The sequence below is a fragment of the Brucella pituitosa genome (assembly GCF_003049685.1).
Lineage (GTDB): Bacteria > Pseudomonadota > Alphaproteobacteria > Rhizobiales > Rhizobiaceae > Brucella > Brucella pituitosa.
Window position 1 is genome coordinate 162,797 of the sequence record NZ_PYSY02000001.1, and the last position, 20,346, is coordinate 183,142.

A 20,346-nucleotide genomic window follows, 5' to 3' on the forward strand; every position below is an offset into this window, starting at 1 on the left:
TAAAATGACTGATCCTACCCACCCAGTACGAGCGGCCGGAAACTTTTTCGGCCGCCGTCATGGTAAGCCACTCCGTCCACATCAGAACAATCTGTTTGAGGATTTGCTACCGCGTCTGAAACTTGACCTCGACACGCCTGCACCACAGGACTTGAGAACCTTGTTCGATGCACCGGTCGAAAATGTGCGCATGGAGATCGGGTTCGGCGGCGGAGAGCACCTCTATCATGAGAGTGGACGCTATTCGCAGTCGGGCTTCATTGGCGTCGAGCCTTTCGTCAACGGTATGGCCAAGATGCTGGCAGCCCTTCATGAAGAAAAGCGTCGCAATCTTCGGCTTTACGATGAGGATGCAACAGAGGTTCTCGACTGGCTGCCGGAAGCTTCGCTTTCAGGAATTGATCTGTTTTATCCTGATCCATGGCACAAGCGTCGTCATTGGAAGCGTCGTTTTGTGAGTGACGCCAATCTTGATCGGTTTGCGCGTTTGCTGAAGCCGGGAGCGAAATTCCGTTTCGCTTCCGATATCGAGCATTACGTCAACTGGACGCTCCAGCATTGCAGCAGGCATCCGGCATTTGAATGGCAGGCGGAGGGACCGTCCGACTGGAACGACGCCTATGAAGGCTGGCCGGGCACACGCTACGAGGCCAAGGCTTTTCGTGAAGGACGCCGTGCGGCCTATCTGACATTCATCCGGCTTTGAAACGGAAGCAAATTGCGGCCTTGAAAAAACTCGCATCCGCTGGTATATAAGTTTCAAATTCTTGGTCGTTTGAACAAGAGTGGGTCCCCCCGGTCCCGCTCTTTTTTGTTACTTACGGCTCTGTAAAAAAGGTTTATCGGGTGACGGAACAGGAACAGGCAGTTGAAGCCGTGAGCGTAGATGATCGGATCATTCGCGAAACGGGCATCGATGCAAAAGTAGCAAACATCGTGGAACCGGTGATCAATACGCTGGGTTTCCGCCTTGTGCGTGTGCGCCTGTCCGGCCTTAACGGTCAGACATTGCAGATCATGGCGGAACGTCCTGATGGCACGATGACGGTTGAAGATTGCGAATTGCTGAGCCGTACCGTGGCTCCGGTTCTGGATGTCGAAGATCCGCTTAGCGGCAAGTATCACCTGGAAATTTCGTCGCCGGGTATTGATCGCCCGATGGTTCGTAAGTCTGATTTTTCGGATTGGGCCGGACATATTGCCAAGGTCGAGACCTCTATCGTCCATGAAGGACGCAAGAAGTTTCGTGGTCGTATCGTGATCGGCGATGCGGATTCGGTCGTGATTGAAAGTGATCAGATTTCATATGGAAATGAACCCGTTGTTCGTATTCCGTTTGATTTGATTTCGGATGCCCGTCTGGTTCTGACCGATGATCTGATCCGCGATGCGCTGCGCAAGGACAAGGCTCTGCGTGAAGGCCGTATCCCCGGTGATGATCTCGGTGATGGCTCCAGCGATGATACGGAAGAAGCAGGTTCCGCAGAATCCGAAACGGAAAAGAAGTAAGTTTCAAAGTGAGTTTCAGGCGTCCGGTTCTCGAAGAAGGTCGGATGCGTCACCAAGGAGAGACCTATGGCAGTCAGTGCAAACAGGCTGGAACTTCTGCAGATCGCCGACGCGGTCGCACGCGAGAAGTCGATTGACCGCGAGATCGTTCTTGCGGCCATGGCCGATGCGATCCAGAAGGCAGCGCGTTCGCGCTACGGTCAGGAAAGCAACATCCGCGCCGACATCAACGCGAAATCCGGCGAGATCAAGCTTCAGCGTCTGCTTGAAGTTGTTGAGACTGTTGAGGACTACTCCACACAGATTTCATTGTTCACTGCACGTGATCGCAATCCCGATGCGCAGGTTGGCGATTTTATTGCTGACCAGCTGCCGCCAATGGATTTCGGCCGTATTGCTGCCCAGTCAGCCAAGCAGGTCATCGTGCAGAAGGTGCGCGAAGCCGAGCGTGATCGTCAGTATGACGAATTCAAGGATCGCGTTGGTGAAATCGCCAACGGCACTGTCAAGCGCGTCGAATATGGCAATGTGATCGTCGATCTCGGCCGTGGCGAAGCCATCGTTCGTCGTGACGAACTGATCCCACGCGAAGCATTCCGTTATGGTGATCGCATCCGCGCTTATGTTTACGACGTGCGTCGCGAACAGCGTGGTCCGCAGATTTTCCTCTCGCGTACCCATCCATCTTTCATGGCGAAGCTTTTCACCATGGAAGTGCCGGAAATCTATGACGGCATCATCGAAATCAAGTCGGTTGCCCGTGATCCAGGTTCGCGCGCCAAGATCGCCGTTGTATCGCGCGATGCATCGATCGATCCGGTTGGTGCCTGTGTTGGTATGCGTGGTTCCCGCGTTCAGGCCGTTGTTGCTGAACTGCAGGGCGAAAAGATCGACATTATTCCATGGTCGCCAGATGCGGCTTCCTTCATCGTCAACGCGCTTCAGCCTGCTGAAGTTGCAAAGGTTGTTCTCGATGAAGACGCTGAACGTATTGAAGTTGTCGTCCCGAATGACCAACTATCACTAGCAATCGGTCGTCGCGGTCAGAACGTGCGCCTTGCATCGCAGCTGACCGGCTGGGATATCGATATTCTTACGGAAGACGAAGAATCCGAACGCCGCCAGAAGGAATTCGCTGAGCGTTCGAACCTCTTCATGGAAGCCCTCAACGTTGATGAGATGGTTGGTCAGGTTCTGGCTTCCGAAGGCTTTGCCTCCGTTGAAGAGCTCGCTTATGTCGAGCCAGGCGAAATCGCTTCTATCGACGGTTTCGATGAAGACACCGCTGGTGAAATTCAGGAACGCGCACGCGAATTCCTGGAACGCATCGAAGGTGAGCAGGACGACCGTCGTAAGGCGCTTGGCGTTGAAGACGAACTTCGCGATCTTCCGGGCCTGACCACAGCCATGCTGGTTGCAGTTGGCGAAGATGGCGTGAAGAACATCGAAGACTTCGCTGGTTATGCCGTTGACGATCTTGTTGGCTGGCGTGAACGCAAGGACGGTGAAACCGTTACCCATACCGGTATCCTGTCGCCATTCGATGTTTCTCGCGTCGACGCGGAACAGATGATCCTGACTGCGCGTTTGAAGGCTGGCTGGATCACGGAAGACGAGCTGGTTTCGGTTGAAACCGATGAAGATGCTGAAGCGGGCGACGAAGAAGCCGCTTCGTAAAGTATCCGAACACAATGCTTTTGCGCCCGGAGCGATCCGGGCGCAAAAGTTGCTGTTTCAGAGTTTCATGTTGAGAAGTGGCGTAAGCTCTGCTAGGCCGCTGCCAGATTTGTAATTGAGTTGATGGCGGTCGATGGCAAAGCCCGGCCTGACTTGGAGTTGCACCTGGCTTGGAGTTGCGTGTGGAGCAGGATATGAATGACAGAACCTGTATCGTCACGCGCGAAAGCGGTTCTGCTGATGACCTGATCCGTTTTGTGGCAGGTCCCGATGGCTCGGTTGTGCCGGACCTCAAGCGAAACCTGCCGGGCAGGGGCTGTTGGGTCAAGGCAGAACGGCGTCTGGTCGATGAAGCCGTCAAGCGCAAGCTTTTTGCGCGGGCGCTGAAGGAAGGCGTAACGCCACAGGCGGATCTTGGCGCGCTGGTTGACCAGCTGCTGACGAAATCCGCACTCGGCAGTCTGGCCCTGGCGCGCAAGGCGGGCGCTGTGGTGTCTGGTTCGACTAAAGTGGATCAGGCGATCCGCTCGGGCGCTGCGGCACTTGTGCTACATGCTCAGGAAGCGGCCTCCGATGGGGTTCGCAAGCTTGATCAGGCCCGCCGCGTGGTTGTGCATATGGATGGCCCCGAAATCCCGGCCTTCTCTCTTTTCAAAGGAGAAGAAATGGATTTGGCATTTGGGGGGGGAAATGTGATACATGCAGCCGTGCTCGACGGAAAGGCATCCGTCGGGGTGGTGCAAAGGGTGCTTTTATTGCATCGCTATCGTGGTGAAAGCCACTAGCGCAGTTTTAGGAAAAGTGGGAACCGGTTTCCCGTTTGAAGCTGCGTCAACAAAACTGTCGCGGAAAGGCGGTTGCCGGTTTCCGATCACGACAGTGAAGAAATAGGGTTTAAAGCGCGTGATCCTCAGGGTTGCATGAGCGCTTTATGAAATTGAAACGGCAGTCCGACACTGCTGTGGTATAAATTAGTAGAGCGGTTCTCTTAATCCCGGGAAGACGGGATCCGCTCTGGAGCATGAAACGGATACTCGGCTTGGTTGCCGGGCTGGATCATGCACTGAAGTGGATGACTGGAGCATTATTCAAAATGATCTGATCTGATTGGATACTGCTCGAGTAAAGCGGCTGAAGCTGCGAAGGAAACGGAAACGTAATGAGCGATAAAACAAACGACGACAAGACGCTGAGCGTCAACTCCAAGAAGACGCTGACCATCAAGCGGCCAGGCGTTGAGCAGAGCACCGTGCGCCAGAATTTCAGCCACGGCCGCACGAAGGCTGTCGTCGTTGAAACTAAGAAGCGCAAGTTCTCACGGCCTGATGAGAAGCCTGAAGTGGAAGCAGCGGCACCAAAGCCTGTAGCTGCATCTGCTCCGGCAACTCCCGCAGCTGTAGCTCCACAGGCACCCGCACCAGCAGCGACGCCTGCACCTGTTGCAACACCTGCACCAGCCGCTCCTGTAGCTGCAACGCCACAGGCACCTGCACCAGCGGCGACGCCTGCACCACAGCAGCCCAAGGCTCCTGTGGCAGCGGCACCGGCAGCTCCTGTAGCAGCGCCGCCCGTAACAACGCCTCGGCCGCATGTTGCACAGCAGCAGCCGCGTAACCAGCAGCGCTCCGGCCAGCAGCAGCGTCCACGCCAGTCTGATCGCTCCGGCATGGTGCTGAATACGCTCTCGCGTTCCGAAATGGATGCACGTCGCCGCGCGCTTGAAGAAGCGCAGGTTCGTGACGCTGCTGATCGCGTTCGCGCTGCTGAAGAAGCCAAGCGCCGCGCCGAAGAAGATGCACGTCGCGCCAAGGAACGTGAAGAATCCGCTCGCCGTCAGGCAGAGGAAGAAGCACGTCTGAAGTCGGAAGCAGAAGCCAAGGCGCGTGCCGAAGCGGAAGCAAACAAGCGTATGCCGCAGTCGGAAGGCCGTTCGGAACAGCGTGGCGATTCCCGTCCTGCACCGCAGGGTGGTCGTCCGCAGCATTCGGGTCGTCCTCCACAGGGTGGTCGTCCGCAGCAGAATGCACGTCCGGCAGCACCTGCGATTGCCGATGTTATTCCAACAGCCAACAAGCCGCTTCCACAGAGCCAGCTGCGCAAGCCGGGTGGAGCCGCCGGTGACGACGATGATCGTCGTGGCGGTGGCCTGAGTGCCGCGCGTCGCGGTGCACCGGCAAAGCCGGAAGTCCGTGCGCCAAAGGTTACCAAGACCGAAGACGATCGTCGTCGTGGCAAGCTGACAATCTCCAGCAATCTGGAAGATGAAGGTCGTTCGCGTTCGCTGTCGGCAATGCGTCGCCGTCAGGAAAAGTTCAAGCGTTCGCAGATGCAGGAAACCCGCGAGAAGATTTCTCGTGAAGTGACCGTGCCTGAAACCATTACGCTTCAGGAACTCGCACAGCGTATGGCTGAGCGTTCTGTGGACATCATCAAGTACCTGATGAAGCAGGGCCAGATGATGAAGCCGGGCGATGTGATCGATGCCGATATGGCGCAGCTGATTGCTGAAGAATTCGGCCATACAGTCAAGCGCGTTGCAGAATCCGACGTTGAAGAAGGCATCTTCAACGTGGCGGATGATCAGGCAGCACTCGTGTCGCGTCCTCCTGTCGTTACCATCATGGGTCACGTTGACCACGGCAAGACCTCGCTTCTCGATGCGATCCGTCAGGCCAATGTGGTATCGGGTGAAGCTGGTGGCATCACGCAGCATATCGGTGCTTATCAGGTCGAACAGAACGGCCATAAGATTACCTTCATCGATACGCCGGGCCACGCTGCATTTACCGCAATGCGTGCCCGTGGTGCGCAGGCAACCGACATCGCCATTCTGGTGGTCGCAGCCGACGACAGCGTCATGCCGCAGACGATTGAATCGATCAATCATGCCAAGGCCGCAGGCGTTCCGATCATTGTTGCAATCAACAAGATCGACAAGCCGGAAGCCGATGCGCAGAAGGTTCGCACACAGCTGCTCCAGCACGATGTTTTCGTCGAAACCATGGGCGGTGAAGTGCTCGATGTCGAAGTTTCGGCCAAGAAGAAACTGAACCTCGACAAGCTGCTTGAAGCCGTTCTGTTGCAGGCTGAAATTCTTGACCTCAAGGCTGATCCGACACGTACGGCTGAAGGCGTCGTCATCGAAGCTCAGCTTGATCGTGGCCGTGGTTCGGTCGCAACCGTTCTGGTTCAGAAGGGTACATTGCGTCCGGGCGATATCATTGCTGCCGGTAATGAATGGGGCCGTGTGCGCGCTCTGGTCAACGACCATGGCGAACATGTGAAAGAAGCCGGTCCTGCAATGCCGGTCGAAGTCCTCGGTCTGCAGGGCACGCCACAGGCTGGTGATCGTTTTGCAGTCGTTGCCAATGAAGCCAAGGCTCGTGAAATTGCCGAATATCGTCAGCGTCTTGCTCGCGATAAGGCCGTTGCACGCCAGACTGGTCAGCGTGGCTCGCTTGAGCAGATGATGAACCAGCTTCAGGTGACCGGCACGAAGGAATTCCCGCTTGTCATCAAGGGTGACGTGCAGGGTTCGGTCGAAGCGATTATTACGGCTCTCGAAAAGCTCGGCACCGACGAAGTGCGTGCGCGTATCGTTCATTCGGGCGCAGGCGGCATCACGGAAAGCGACGTGTCGCTGGCTGAAGCTTCCAATGCGGCGATCATCGGCTTCAACGTTCGTGCCAACAAGCAGGCACGCGATGCAGCCGATCAGCAGGGCACGGAAATCCGCTACTACAACATCATTTACGATCTGATCGAAGATGTTAAGGCAGCGATGTCGGGTCTCCTGTCGCCAGAACGTCGTGAAACCTTCATTGGTAATGCTGAGATTCTCGAAGTCTTCAACATCACCAAGGTTGGTAAGGTTGCCGGTTGCCGTGTCGTTGATGGCAAGGTTGAACGTGGTGCAGGCGTCCGCCTCATCCGTGACAACGTGGTTATCCACGAAGGCAAGCTCAAGACACTCAAGCGTTTCAAGGACGAAGTCTCGGAAGTGCCGATGGGTCAGGAATGCGGTATGGCGTTCGAAAACTACGACGACATCCGTGCAGGCGATACGATCGAAGCGTTCCGCGTCGAACACATTACGCGTACGCTGTAATCTCTTAAATACCGGGCCGTCCTCGATTGGACGGTCCGGCTTTTCATTGCCCGGTTCCGAGGGTCTGACTCCCATCTGAATTGTGGTAAATTGAACCTATCAATTTGTAGTCATTTCATCGGTCAGCCCTTGGGGTTGAATGCCGCTTAGAGCACATCCCGAAAAGTGGGAACCGGTTTTCGGAACAAGATGTGCGTTAAAACAAAAAGATAGAGCATTTCTTTTGATTCAATCAAAAATGGAAATGCTCTAGTCACTGTTTATCGAGGATAAAATTATGGCACGTTCTCCGGACCCGAAAGGCTCGGGCGGTCTTTCCCAGCGACAGCTCCGCGTCGGCGAGCAGGTACGTCACGCGTTGGCACAAGTCCTTCAGCGCGGGGAAATCCGCGATGATCTGATCGAGCGCACCGTTATTTCCGTGTCGGAAGTGCGTATGTCGCCTGATCTGAAAATCGCAACCTGTTTCATTACGCCACTCGGCAGCACTGATGCGCAGGCTGTCATCAAGGCGCTGGCGGCGAATGCGAAATTCATTCGCGGACGCATTGCACCAAGCTTGAGCCAGATGAAATACATGCCGGAGTTCCGCTTCCGGGCAGATACCAGCTTTGACAATTTTTCCAAGATTGATGCGCTTCTGCGCTCGCCGGAAGTGGCACGCGATCTTGGACGAGACAATGAAGAAGCCGATAATACAGATGGTGAAGCCGACGACGCTTCCCGCAATGGAGACGCATAAAGCATGGCAAGACGGGGCAAGAAAAAAGGCCGTCCGGTTTCTGGCTGGGTCATTTTTGACAAGCCGAAAGGTATGGGATCGACCGAAGCGGTCTCGAAGATCAAGTGGCTTTTCAACGCTGAAAAGGCCGGTCATGCTGGCACACTTGATCCGCTTGCTTCCGGCATGTTGCCAATTGCACTGGGTGAAGCCACCAAGACCGTGCCTTATGTCATGGACGGCACCAAGGTTTATCGTTTCACGGTAACCTGGGGTGAAGAGCGCTCCACCGACGATCTGGAAGGTGTTGCTACCAAGAACTCCGACAATCGCCCGTCGCGGACAGATGTCGAAGCCTTGCTGCCAAACTATACCGGCGTTATTTCACAGATTCCGCCGCAGTTCTCAGCCATCAAGATTGCAGGCGAACGTGCCTATGATCTGGCTCGTGAAGGCGAAACGGTGGAAATTCCGGCGCGTGAAGTCGAAATCGACCGTCTGGAAATCGTCGAGTTTCCGGACGAAAACCGCACCGAATTTGAAGTTGAATGCTCCAAGGGCACTTATGTTCGCTCGCTTGCACGCGATATGGGCCGCGATCTTGGCTGTTACGGTCATATTTCTGATCTGCGCCGCATCGAAGTGGCTCCCTTTACCGAAGAGGATCTGGTGACGCTGGCAGAGCTTGAAGAAGTCTGGCCCCCGCTTCCACCCAAGAAGGAAGAGAGCGAAGCTGACGCTGAGGCGGAGGTTGTTGAGCAGTCGGCACCGCGCCGCGATTTCTCCGCCCTTGATGCGCTTGTCATCGATACGGGTGCTGCCCTTGATTGCCTGCCGCAGGTTCCATTGTCTGATGATCAGGCGCAACGCGTGCGTCTTGGCAATCCTGTGATCATTCGTGGCCGCGATGCTCCGCTTGAAGCGGACGAGGCTTGTGTGACATCGCATGGCAAATTGCTTGCGATCGGTTATATTGAGCATGGTCAGTTCAAGCCAAAGCGTGTTTTCACAGGGCGCTAAATTAACTGCAATAATACCGGTGCTGAATTGATGCTGGTATTATTGCCGTTTTTGCACTATATGCCCCATCAGCGATCGCACAAAATATGTGTCTGATCGTGTAAATGGCCCGCGCTGGACGACATCCCGGCCTGGGCGTCTCTTTTTCCTCTCATCAAGAAAGGGTGTACGATGTCGATTACTGCTGAGCGCAAGCAAGCACTTATCAAGGAATACGCCACCAAGGAAGGCGATACCGGTTCTCCTGAAGTACAGGTTGCCGTTCTTTCCGAGCGTATTGCTAACCTTACAGATCATTTCAAGGGCCACAAGAATGACAATCATTCGCGTCGCGGCCTTCTGAAGCTGGTTTCGCAGCGTCGTCGTCTTCTTGACTATGTCAAGGGCATCGACCAGGCACGTTACCAGGCGCTGATCGGCCGTCTCGGCCTGCGCCGCTAACGGTAAAATCGGGCGACGTCTCAAAACGTCGCCCGTTTGATTTATTTGGCATTTTGTCGTGCGGATAGCCGCTGACAGAGCAAGATGCGACTGTATAGGGCGAATGCCCATCTGGCATGAAACGGCGCACTGGGTGCATTCCGTCATGCCAATCAAAGCATTTCCAGCAAAAGTGCAAAGCGGTTTTGCGCAGGACAATGCTTAAAAATAAATAGTGAGACGCGGTTCCAACGCTTCAATCTTAACTGGAACCGCTCTAAGAGCCGTAAGGCTTATGACCTGGACCAGTCATGGGGCAGGATTGCAGGTAGTTCGTACCAGTGAATGTTCTGATACGTTTAACGAACTTCCCGTTGTCTTGCCCGTGGCCCGTCCGCCAACCGAGGTGATGCCTTCAGGCGCTTTTGCGCGGCATCTCCACATGAGGACAAGATATGTTCAATACCCATAAAGTTGAAATCGAATGGGGCGGCCGTCCGCTCATTCTGGAAACCGGCAAGATCGCGCGTCAGGCTGACGGTGCAGTTCTCGCAACCTATGGCGAAACCGTCGTTCTGGCGACTGTTGTTTCTGCCAAGGAACCAAAGCCGGGTCAGGATTTCTTCCCGCTGACCGTCAACTATCAGGAAAAGACTTACGCAGCTGGCAAGATCCCAGGTGGTTTCTTCAAGCGCGAAGGTCGTCCAAGCGAAAACGAAACTCTGGTTTCGCGCCTGATCGACCGTCCGATCCGCCCGCTTTTCGTTGATGGCTACAAGAACGACACGCAGGTAGTTCTGACCGTTATTCAGCATGACCTTGAGAACAATCCCGACGTTCTGTCGATGGTTGCAGCTTCTGCAGCATTGACCATTTCCGGTGTTCCTTTCATGGGCCCGATTGGCGGCGCACGCGTTGGTTACATCAACGACGAATATGTGCTGAACCCGAATATCGACGAAATGCCGGAATCGAAACTCGATCTGGTTGTTGCCGGTACTGCCGACGCCGTTCTGATGGTTGAATCGGAAGCTCAGGAGCTTTCCGAAGAAGTCATGCTCGGCGCCGTTGTTTTCGGCCAGAAGGGCTTCCAGCCAGTTATCGACGCGATCATCAAGCTCGCTGAAGTTGCTGCCAAGGAACCACGTGATTTCCAGCCGGAAGATCTGTCGGACCTCGAAGCCAAGATGCTCGCAGTTGTCGAAAACGACCTGCGTGACGCTTACAAGATCACCGAAAAGCAGGCTCGTTACACAGCTGTTGATGCTGCAAAGGCCAAGGCGAAGGCTCACTTCTTCCCTGAAGGCGTTGAAGAGCCAGAATTCTCGGCTGAAAAGTTTGCGACCGTTTTCAAGCACCTGCAGGCGAAGATCGTTCGCTGGAACATTCTCGACACCGGCAACCGTATCGATGGCCGCGATCTGTCGACGGTCCGCGCAATCGTTTCGGAAGTTGGCCTTCTGCCACGCACCCACGGTTCGGCTCTGTTCACCCGCGGTGAAACGCAGGCAATCGTTGTTGCCACGCTCGGCACCGGCGAAGACGAACAGATGATCGATTCTCTGACCGGTACGTACAAAGAATCCTTCATGCTGCATTACAACTTCCCGCCATATTCGGTTGGTGAAACCGGCCGCATGGGTTCGCCAGGCCGTCGTGAAGTTGGTCATGGTAAGCTTGCATGGCGTGCAATCCACCCAATGCTGCCAGCAGCTGAACAGTTCCCTTACACGATCCGTACTGTTTCCGAGATCACGGAATCCAATGGTTCGTCGTCGATGGCAACCGTTTGCGGCACATCGCTGGCGCTGATGGATGCGGGCGTTCCAATCACCCGCCCGGTGGCTGGTATTGCTATGGGCCTCATCAAGGAAGGCGAGCGTTTCGCAGTTCTTTCCGACATCCTGGGTGATGAAGATCACCTCGGCGATATGGATTTCAAGGTAGCTGGTACTGAAAGCGGCATCACAGCCCTTCAGATGGACATCAAGATCGACGGTATCACCGAAGAGATCATGAAGGTTGCTCTGGAACAGGCTAAGGGCGGTCGCGTTCACATCCTCGGCGAAATGAGCAAGGCTCTTTCGACCTCGCGTGAAGAACTCGGCGAATTTGCTCCACGCATCGAAGTCATGAACATTCCTACCGACAAGATCCGTGATGTTATCGGTTCGGGCGGCAAGGTTATTCGTGAAATCGTCGAAAAGACCGGCGCGAAGATCAACATCGAAGACGATGGTACGGTCAAGATCGCTTCGTCGAATGGCAAGGAAATCGAAGCCGCCAAGAAGTGGATTCATTCGATTGTTGCTGAACCGGAAGTTGGCGAAATCTACGAAGGTACGGTTGTTAAGACCGCTGACTTCGGCGCATTCGTAAACTTCTTCGGTCCACGCGATGGTCTGGTTCACATCTCGCAGCTGGCTTCCGACCGCGTTGCCAAGACCACCGATGTGGTTAAGGAAGGCCAGAAGGTCTGGGTCAAGCTCATGGGCTTTGACGAGCGTGGCAAGGTTCGCCTGTCGATGAAGGTTGTCGATCAGGAAACCGGCAAGGAAGTTGTTGCTGAAAAGAAGGCAGAAGCTGACGCTGAGTAAGCGTTCTACGCCGCAATAATTTAAAAAGAGCGCGCCTCAAAGCTATTTTGGGGCGCGCTTTTTTTGTTGCACGTGAATCAATTCAAGACCATGGATGAGCCATGATGACACCAGCACAAGAAACACTTTTTCTCCCCTTCTATCAGGACATTCTGGATATGCCTGAAGAAGGTCAGACCTTCCTTGCCTGCGGCCTGTCTGCGGATCGGCAGCTTGAAGATGAATGGAAGCGGGCGCTGACTTTTTTACAGCCCTGGCGCCCGGACTGGCTCGCACTCAACAAGGAAGGCTTCAAAGCAATTCCCAGATTGGCGCCAGAATTGGACGAGGAGAAGCGTTTCTCTGGCGGACTGCTGCTGCTCGGAAAACATCGCGGACGCAATGAGGCGTGGTTTGCGGAGCTTCTGATGCGTGTTGAGCCCGGCGGGTGGATCGTCGTATGCGGTGACAAGAAGCTCGGCGTCGATAGTTTCCGAAAATGGGTCGGCAATATCGCTGAAATCAGCGATCGCCTGTCCAAGAATCACGCGGTGGCCTTCTGGCTGCAACGCCCGGCTGATCTGACAAATGATTTCATCAATGCATTGAAGCCGCTTGCGACCGATATTGACGATGTGTTCCGCACAGAACCCGGCATGTTCTCGCACGGCGCGATCGACAAAGGCTCGGCACTATTGGTGCCACATATGGAAAAGATCGTTTTCGGCCAAGTCGCCGATCTTGGCGCTGGCTGGGGCTATCTCGCAGCACAAAGTCTCAAATATGCCGACCGCCTCAAGGGGATCGATCTTTTCGAGGCTGATTACGAGGCTCTGGAGGCTGCACGCGGCAATCTCGAGCGTTTGGGTGCGTCGGTGCCGGTTTCGTTTGACTGGTTCGATGTGACCAGTGAGAAGCTGACGGGCATCTATGATACCGTCATCATGAATCCACCGTTCCATGAAGGGCGCGCGACCGATATGTCGCTTGGACAGACATTTATTGCTGCCGCCGCTTCACGCCTGAAAATCGGTGGCCGTCTGCTGATGGTTGCAAACCGGCAATTGCCTTATGAAGCGACGTTGAAGGGGCTGTTCAAGAATGTGACGGTTCTCGAAGAAGCGAACGGTTTCAAAATTTTCGATGCCAAAAAGTAAAGCATTTTCAGCAAAAAGTGCGAAGCGGTTTTGCGTAGGATAATGCGAAAAAACAAATAGTTACAGCGGCTCCAACGATTCAGTCCTAACTGGAACCGCTGTAACTGAAATAAAAAGGCCGCCTCAAGGGCGGCCTTTTTCAAGATGGCTTGGCTTTATTCGCCGCGTTCGGCGTCGGAGCTTTTCAGCTCTTCAAGCGTCGGCATCGAAACGATGTTGTAGCCAGAATCCACATAATGGACTTCACCGGTAACACCGCTCGAAAGATCGGACAGCAGATAGACAGCCGATTTGCCGACATCATCGATATCGACAGTGCGACGAAGCGGCGAGTTGCGGCGCTGATAGCTGAAGATTGCGCGGGCATCGCCAATACCGGCACCGGCCAGCGTGCGCACCGGACCAGCCGAGATCGCATTGACGCGAATGCCCTGCGGACCGTAATCGGCAGCCAGATAACGAACCATGGCCTCAAGTGCAGCTTTCGCTACGCCCATGACATTGTAGTTCGGGATCGTGCGCGTGGAACCGCCATAGGTCAGCGTCAGGATCGAGCCGCCGTCCTTCATGAGCTTTTCTGCGCGCTGTGCCATTTCCGTGAAGGAGTAGGCGGAAATCACCATGGTGCGGCTGAAATTTTCGCGCGTGGTGACGTCTGCGTAGCGACCCTTCAGTTCGGTCTTATCGGAGAAGCCGATGGCGTGAACGATAAAATCGAGCTTTCCCCATTTCTTCTCGATTTCAGCGAAAACGGCATCAACTGAAGCGATATCTTCAACATCGCAAGGCAGCACCAAATCCGAGCCGACCTGTTCGGCCAGTGGCTTTACGCGTTTACCGAGTGCATCGCCCTGATAGGTGAATGCGAGTTCGGCACCTTGTGCTGCGAGTTGTTTAGAAATGCCCCATGCGAGTGAGTGGTTATTCGCGACCCCCATAATGAGGCCGCGTTTGCCTTGCATCAAACCTTGCATATTGTCCCTCTCCGTCAGCCCTGATAACGCTGGAACACCAGCGTGGCATTGGTGCCGCCAAATCCGAAGGAGTTGGAGAGCACGGTATTGAGCTGAGCATTGTCGATGCGCTTGCGAACGATAGGCATGTCCGCGAAGGCAGGATCCAGTTCTTCGATATGAGCGCTTTCGCAGATGAAGTTATTCTGCATCATCAAAAGCGAGTAAATTGCTTCCTGCACACCGGTAGCGCCCAGCGAATGGCCGGTCAGCGATTTGGTCGCCGCAATTGGCGGGCAGGCATCGCCTGAGCCAAAGACCTGACGTATAGCTTCGATTTCCGGAGCGTCACCGGCAGGCGTCGAGGTTGCGTGTGGATTGATGTAGTCGATCTTCGAGGTAACCGTCGAAAGCGCCATCTTCATGCAACGAACAGCACCTTCGCCAGACGGAGCGACCATGTCATAGCCGTCGGAGGTTGCGCCGTAGCCGACGATTTCGCCGTAAATCTTCGCGCCACGTGCGAGTGCTGTTTCAAGATCTTCAAGCACCAGAACGCCCGCACCACCGGCAATAACAAAACCGTCGCGGTTCTTGTCATAGGCGCGCGATGCAGTAGACGGCGTGTCGTTATATTTGGACGACATGGCACCCATGGCGTCGAACAACACCGAAAGCGTCCAGTCGAGGTCCTCGCAGCCACCCGCAAACATGCGGTCCTGCTTGCCATACTGGATCATCTCGAATGCATTGCCGATACAATGGTTCGACGTCGCACAAGCCGACGAGATCGAATAGTTGATGCCCTTGATCTTGAAGAAGGTCGCAAGCGTAGCCGACGCGGTCGAGCTCATGGCTTTTGGCACAGCAAATGGACCAACGCGCTTTGGACCTTTTTCACGGGTCGTGTCGGCACTATCGACGATCGTGCGTGTCGAAGGACCGCCGGAACCCATGATGATGCCGGTACGATCATTGGAGACCTGCTCCTCCGAAAGGCCTGCATCGGCAATCGCCTGATCCATGGCAACGTGATTCCAAGCCGTACCACGGCCATGGAAGCGCATTGCGCGACGGTCTACGAGTGCTTCAACGTCGATTTTCGGTGCGCCGTGCACCTGGCAACGGAATCCGAGTTCGGCATATTCTTCGGCACGGGAAATGCCGGATTTGGCCTCACGCAGAGAGGTTGTTACCTCTTCGGTGTTGTTTCCAATTGAGGATACAATCCCCATACCCGTTACGACCACACGCCGCATCGCGTTCTCCTTTACACCTGTTCCGTGTGATCAACCCGTGAAGGCTGACCCTTGTTCCCGGTTACATAGGTGCGATCTTCGCATGTTTTGAGCGCGGCTGCATGAAAACTCGATATTTTCTACAGTCGCGCCCGTGAATGATGATGAATTAAGCGCTATCGCCGTCTTTTGACAGGCCGACGCGCAGGTCGCTTGCCTTGTAGATGGTTTCGCCATCAGCCTTGAGCCAGCCATCGGCCGTGCCAAGAACCAAGCGGCCACGCATGACGCGCTTGAAGTCGATACCGTATTGCAGAAGCTTGGTGTGCGGGCGAACCATGCCCTTGAACTTCACTTCACCGGTCGAAAGCGCCATACCGCGACCCGGCTCACCGAGCCAGCCGAGGAAGAAGCCTGTCAGCTGCCACATGCCGTCGAGGCCAAGGCAGCCCGGCATGATTGGATTGCCCTGAAAATGGCATGGGAAATACCAGTCGTCGGGGCTGACATCGTATTCGGCACGGATATAGCCCTTGTCGAACTCTCCGCCGGTTTCGGAAATTTCGGTGATGCGGTGCACCATCAGCATTGGTGGCAGGGGGAGCTGTGCATTGCCGGGACCGAACAACTCGCCGCGTGCGCAGCTGAGGAGCTCTTCATACCCGTAGCTCGATTTCTGTTCTGCCATTACGCCTCCCTTGAGGATCATTCTGATGTGACCGTTTCTGTCGCCAGAAGCGGTCGGGTTTTCATCTTTTCGGGAACACCTCTAACATAGAGTGTTTCCGTCAGTAAAATAGTGTGCGTGGTTTTCCAAAAAAAGCCGGGATTACCATGCCTATTGATACTTATTTCGCAACGGCATATATCAATGTCAGTATGCAATGGGCAACAGCCCGTTTAATCTTTGACGAAATTGCTACAAGCTTGTGACGGATCCAAGGGTGAATATGCAGAATTATCATGCCAGCCACTCGATGGTTTCAATGGAAGAACGGCTTCGCGGAGCGGGTTTGCGCCCGACGCGTCAACGTGTTTCGCTTGCCAGCCTGATCTATGCGCAAGGCGATCGCCACCTTTCTGCTGAAGACCTTCATGAAGAAGCGGTCCTCGCGAACGTGCCGGTATCGCTTGCGACTGTCTATAACACGCTGCACCAGTTTACCGAAGCCGGCATGCTGCGCATCATCGCAGTCGAAGGTTCGAAAACATATTTCGATACCAATATATCCGATCACCAGCACTTCTTCCTTGAAGGCGAGAATGTCGTTTTCGATATTCCGCATGGTGAACGCGGTCAGCCAACGGTCTCCAATATGCCCGAAGCACCCGAAGGCATGGAAATCGTCAATGTGGACATTATCGTCCGCCTTCGCCGCAGGACGCGCTGAGTAGCTTTATATAAGTTTCAAGAAAGCGGCCTTTGGGGCCGCTTTTTTGTTGCGCATCTTAGGCTAAAGTGATTCATCCGACCCATTACCTTTCCCAGGCGCATTTGAAAGCGGACCTCCCAACCAAGCATGAATGCGTCGATAACGATTTGACTGGAGACGCCCATGCACAAGTTGATCATTGCCGCCACCGCTTTCGCTCTTTTCTCAACGGCAAGCGCCTTTGCCGAGAAGATTCGCATTGGCGTCACCCCCGGACCGCACGCGCAGATCATGGAAAAGGTCAGGGAAGTTGCCGCCACCAAGGGAATGGAAATCGATATTCAGGAATTTTCTGATTATGTGATTCCCAACATGGCTCTGGCTGACGGTGCGCTTGAGGCAAATTCCTTCCAGCATCAGCCTTATCTCGATAACCAGGTGGCAGATCGCGGCTTTCCGATTGAGACGGTAGCACCGACTGTCAACTTCCCGATGGGCATGTATTCCAAGAAGCTCAAGAACATTTCAGAACTGGCCGATGGCGCTACTATCGCCATTCCAAATGATCCGACCAATGGCGGGCGCGCGCTTCTGGTGCTTGCCGATAACGGCCTTATCAAGCTGGATGCTGCCAAGGGCCTGAAGGTTACGTCCATTGATGTGACGGAAAATCCGAAGAACCTGAAGTTCGTGGAACTTGATGCAGCACAGTTGCCGCGTTCGCTTGAAGATGTGGATGCTGCAGTCATCAATACCAACTACGCTTTGGAAGCGGGACTGAACCCGGCAGGTGATGCGCTTATCCGCGAAGGCGAAAAGGCTCCTTATGTGAATGTGCTGGTCGTCCGCACAGCTGACAAGGATGCTGAATGGGTGAAGACGCTGATCAGCACCTATCATAGCCCGGAAGTGAAGCAGTTTATCGCTGAAACCTTCAAAGGATCGGTTATTCCGGCTTGGTGATAGTTGATATTGAATAATGCCAATAAAGCGGGGCGAGCAATCGCCCCGCTTTATCATTTGGCTTTTAGCTGCATTTCAATATTGGCGAACGGAAGACCGTTGTCGTCTTTCGCGCGACGGCTGATTTCCTGAAAACCGAGCTGCTTGTAGAAGCGACAAGCCCTTTGATTATCAGCGTAAACTTCGAGCGAAAGTTCGCCCTTCATTGCCAGCGAGTGGTCAATCAATTGACGACCTATGCCGTGGCCCTGAGCGGCTGGATCGACGAACAAGCCGCCGATGAAACTGTCCAGAAGGCCGATAAAGCCGACAGATTTGTTATCTACAACCGCGACCCAGGTCTCTGCCTTTTCGAGATAGACGTCTTCGATCAGCTTTTGCTGGTCGCGAAGCAGGCCCACTCCCAGAAAAGCATGCGCTTCAAGCGAAGCGCGATACCAGATTGAAGATAAGGTTTCTTTGTCCGCAGCTTCATAAGCGCGGATCATGACCGACATTTTTTTCATGGTTATTCCAGAGTTTTGATATGCACAAATATCCCACCGCAAGGGGTAGGGTTCAAAACCGTTAAAACGGCAGCGATGAACTTCTGCGCATAAAACTCCTTTTTAATTTGTTTGAGAGAAGTACCGTTGGCGGTACTCACTCGTCAAGCGTCGGCGTTTGTGGATCAGTCGAAAACTTCGTCGGGGTAAACGCCCCAAAGATCGGATTGTTTGATCCAGCCACGGGTGCCCTGCATGTCCATCCGACACCACTGGCCATTGCATTGGCGAACGGTGCCGATAACATTGGGTTCAATTTCTGCCGCAAGCCCCGAAGTCTCGGTTGGGTCGCGATGCATGGTGATCATCGAACCTTCGTTATTCTTGAGCCATGGCGCGGTGATCGCTGTGCGTTTGCCCGATAGCAGCGACTGATAAACCCAGCCTTCGGTGCCATCGGCATCACGGATGCGGCGCCAGTTGTCATATTCCTGAATGATTTCGACAGGCAGCCCCGATTTCATAAACAGCCACGACACGGCATAATCTCTACCGGGGCCGACACGCAAATTGACGCGTGCAGGCTTAAGGCTGACAAAGCGCGGCACAGGCAGGCCGCTTGCGCCCAATGTCGTGCCTGATGTCGCCTGAGCCATTGCGGCATGTTGGTGCGATGCGCCAAGTGGTGCAATGACCAGCAGCATTGCGATGCTGCCAAGCGCTGCCATAAAAAAGCGTTGCGAAAGTACTCGGTACAATTCTGACCTCTCGCCGTCCTGTCATGTCGGGCAGTTTCAGGGCAAGGGGGAGGGACCGACTGAAACTGCGAAAACGAATAACTGCGCGGTTTTCCCGCTTGTGATCGAAAAACAGGTACAAGAGTTTTGGTTTTTGCAGGCCTGTGAGAACTGCTGAGACTGCTCTGTTGCCGTTTTTACGATTCTGTTTTTCTTTGTCTTTGCCGCGCCGCCTTGCTAGAGATGTGCAGCCGAAGCAATATCTCATATTGCACCTTCTTGGTTAAGGAGGTCTCAACACGAGATATTGGTTAAAGGATTTTCAGGGACTGTGAACCATGTTTTGCGTCTGAAAATGCTTGAAAGCGACTTTTAGAGCTTTGCTCAAAAAATGGGGTGGAGATGTCGAACAAGAAGAAACCACTGGTGGTTCTTACCCGAAAACTGCCTGACCCGGTTGAAACCCGAATGCGGGAATTGTTCGACGCACGTTTGAATATAGACGACCATCGCATGTCACAGCCTGAAATCATCGCCGCGATGAAAGAGGCGGATGTTCTCGTGCCCTGTATCACCGACGTGATCGATGCTGCTGCGATTGAACAGGCGGGGCCGAATCTCAAACTGATCGCCAATTTCGGCAATGGCGTCGACAATATCGATGTCGCGGCTGCTGCAAAGCGCGGTATCACCGTTACCAACACGCCCAATGTGCTGACCGAAGATACAGCCGACATGACGCTGGCGCTGTTGCTGATGGTGCCTCGCAGGCTCGTTGAGGGTGCGAATGTGCTCAATGAGCGTGACGGCGAATGGCCGGGCTGGTCACCGACCTGGATGCTCGGACGCCGCATCTGGGGCAAGCGCCTCGGTATTGTCGGTATGGGCCGCATTGGTACTGCGGTCGCACGCCGTGCCAAGGCCTTCGGTCTTTCCATTCATTATCACAACCGCAAGCGTGTCAGCGCACAGGTCGAGGAAGAGCTGGAAGCGACCTATTGGGACAGCCTTGATCAGATGCTGGCGCGGATGGACATCATTTCGGTCAATTGCCCATCGACACCGGCAACATTTCACCTGCTTTCAGCCCGCAGAATAGCGCTCATGCAGCCGACAGCCTATCTGGTCAACACGGCGCGTGGTCAGATTATCGATGAAAATGCGCTGGTCGAGCTGATCGAGCAGGGCAAAATTGCGGGCGCGGGTCTCGACGTGTTCGAGCATGAACCGGCGGTCAATCCGCAGCTTCTTTCGCTGGCTGAAAAGGGCAAGGTCGTGTTGCTGCCGCATATGGGATCGGCCACAATTGAAGGTCGTGTTGATATGGGCGACAAGGTGATTATCAATATCCGGGCTTTTGTCGATGGCCATCGCCCGCCTGATCGTGTCCTGCCCAATCGCGTTTGAAG

At 54.5% G+C, this 20,346-nt stretch carries 18 protein-coding genes; 13 read left to right on the forward strand and 5 right to left on the reverse strand.

What is annotated here, in order from left to right:
- Positions 1-4: 4 nt before the first annotated feature.
- The 10 genes from trmB to C9380_RS00835 all read left to right on the forward strand — a co-directional run bounded on the left by trmB (position 5) and on the right by C9380_RS00835 (position 13,188).
- On the forward strand, positions 5-706 hold the full coding sequence (gene trmB, locus C9380_RS00790; RefSeq protein ID WP_128092794.1) for a tRNA (guanine(46)-N(7))-methyltransferase TrmB: 702 nt from the start codon (positions 5-7) through the stop codon (positions 704-706).
- Positions 707-846: 140 nt separating this feature from the next.
- Entirely contained in the window at positions 847-1,509 is a 663-nt protein-coding gene (gene rimP / locus C9380_RS00795) for a ribosome maturation factor RimP (protein ID WP_024898342.1), read from the forward strand.
- A 66-nt stretch (positions 1,510-1,575) separates the two neighbouring features.
- Positions 1,576-3,186, forward strand: a complete 1,611-nt coding sequence (gene nusA / locus C9380_RS00800) for a transcription termination factor NusA (protein WP_024898341.1) — start codon at positions 1,576-1,578, stop codon at positions 3,184-3,186.
- A gap of 194 nt (positions 3,187-3,380) precedes the next feature.
- Positions 3,381-3,971 (forward strand): RNA-binding protein, encoded by a 591-nt coding sequence (locus C9380_RS00805; protein ID WP_036567503.1) that lies wholly within the window; start codon positions 3,381-3,383, stop codon positions 3,969-3,971.
- A 374-nt stretch (positions 3,972-4,345) separates the two neighbouring features.
- Entirely contained in the window at positions 4,346-7,294 is a 2,949-nt protein-coding gene (gene infB / locus C9380_RS00810; RefSeq protein WP_128092795.1) for a translation initiation factor IF-2, read from the forward strand.
- A 277-nt stretch (positions 7,295-7,571) separates the two neighbouring features.
- The gene (gene rbfA / locus C9380_RS00815) at positions 7,572-8,036 is read left to right on the forward strand and encodes a 30S ribosome-binding factor RbfA (protein ID WP_024898338.1); all 465 of its coding nucleotides are present in this window, start codon (positions 7,572-7,574) and stop codon (positions 8,034-8,036) included.
- A gap of 3 nt (positions 8,037-8,039) precedes the next feature.
- Positions 8,040-9,035, forward strand: a complete 996-nt coding sequence (gene truB, locus C9380_RS00820) for a tRNA pseudouridine(55) synthase TruB (RefSeq protein WP_128092796.1) — start codon at positions 8,040-8,042, stop codon at positions 9,033-9,035.
- Positions 9,036-9,206: 171 nt separating this feature from the next.
- Positions 9,207-9,476, forward strand: coding sequence for a 30S ribosomal protein S15 (gene rpsO, locus C9380_RS00825; RefSeq protein ID WP_024898336.1), 270 nt, complete (start codon positions 9,207-9,209; stop codon positions 9,474-9,476).
- Between the two features lie 434 nt (positions 9,477-9,910).
- Entirely contained in the window at positions 9,911-12,052 is a 2,142-nt protein-coding gene (gene pnp / locus C9380_RS00830; protein WP_100558359.1) for a polyribonucleotide nucleotidyltransferase, read from the forward strand.
- 101 nt (positions 12,053-12,153) lie between these two features.
- Positions 12,154-13,188: a class I SAM-dependent methyltransferase gene (locus C9380_RS00835; protein ID WP_128092797.1), complete on the forward strand. Its 1,035-nt coding sequence runs from the start codon at positions 12,154-12,156 to the stop codon at positions 13,186-13,188.
- Positions 13,189-13,343: 155 nt separating this feature from the next.
- On the opposite strand, the gene fabI is transcribed toward C9380_RS00835, so the two are convergent.
- The 3 genes from fabI to fabA form a co-directional block, all read right to left on the reverse strand.
- Complete coding sequence (gene fabI / locus C9380_RS00840; protein WP_024898333.1) at positions 13,344-14,162, reverse strand: enoyl-ACP reductase FabI; 819 nt, start codon at positions 14,160-14,162, stop codon at positions 13,344-13,346.
- 14 nt (positions 14,163-14,176) lie between these two features.
- Positions 14,177-15,400, reverse strand: a complete 1,224-nt coding sequence (gene fabB, locus C9380_RS00845; RefSeq protein WP_024898332.1) for a beta-ketoacyl-ACP synthase I — start codon at positions 15,398-15,400, stop codon at positions 14,177-14,179.
- Positions 15,401-15,548: 148 nt separating this feature from the next.
- The gene (gene fabA / locus C9380_RS00850; protein ID WP_024898331.1) at positions 15,549-16,067 is read right to left on the reverse strand and encodes a 3-hydroxyacyl-[acyl-carrier-protein] dehydratase FabA; all 519 of its coding nucleotides are present in this window, start codon (positions 16,065-16,067) and stop codon (positions 15,549-15,551) included.
- Positions 16,068-16,329: 262 nt separating this feature from the next.
- Here fabA and irrA point away from each other — a divergent pair, with 262 nt between their 5' ends.
- Both irrA and C9380_RS00860 read left to right on the forward strand, forming a co-directional pair.
- Positions 16,330-16,770: an iron response transcriptional regulator IrrA gene (gene irrA / locus C9380_RS00855; protein WP_024898330.1), complete on the forward strand. Its 441-nt coding sequence runs from the start codon at positions 16,330-16,332 to the stop codon at positions 16,768-16,770.
- Between the two features lie 165 nt (positions 16,771-16,935).
- Positions 16,936-17,715: a MetQ/NlpA family ABC transporter substrate-binding protein gene (locus C9380_RS00860; protein WP_100558357.1), complete on the forward strand. Its 780-nt coding sequence runs from the start codon at positions 16,936-16,938 to the stop codon at positions 17,713-17,715.
- A 53-nt stretch (positions 17,716-17,768) separates the two neighbouring features.
- Here C9380_RS00860 and C9380_RS00865 read toward each other — a convergent pair whose 3' ends face one another.
- Both C9380_RS00865 and C9380_RS00870 read right to left on the reverse strand, forming a co-directional pair.
- Positions 17,769-18,221, reverse strand: a complete 453-nt coding sequence (locus tag C9380_RS00865) for a GNAT family N-acetyltransferase (protein ID WP_111785649.1) — start codon at positions 18,219-18,221, stop codon at positions 17,769-17,771.
- Positions 18,222-18,385: 164 nt separating this feature from the next.
- Positions 18,386-18,958: an SH3 domain-containing protein gene (locus C9380_RS00870; RefSeq protein WP_024898327.1), complete on the reverse strand. Its 573-nt coding sequence runs from the start codon at positions 18,956-18,958 to the stop codon at positions 18,386-18,388.
- A 381-nt stretch (positions 18,959-19,339) separates the two neighbouring features.
- On the opposite strand from C9380_RS00870, the gene C9380_RS00875 reads away from it, so the two are divergent.
- On the forward strand, positions 19,340-20,344 hold the full coding sequence (locus tag C9380_RS00875; protein WP_024898326.1) for a 2-hydroxyacid dehydrogenase: 1,005 nt from the start codon (positions 19,340-19,342) through the stop codon (positions 20,342-20,344).
- Positions 20,345-20,346: the final 2 nt, after the last annotated feature.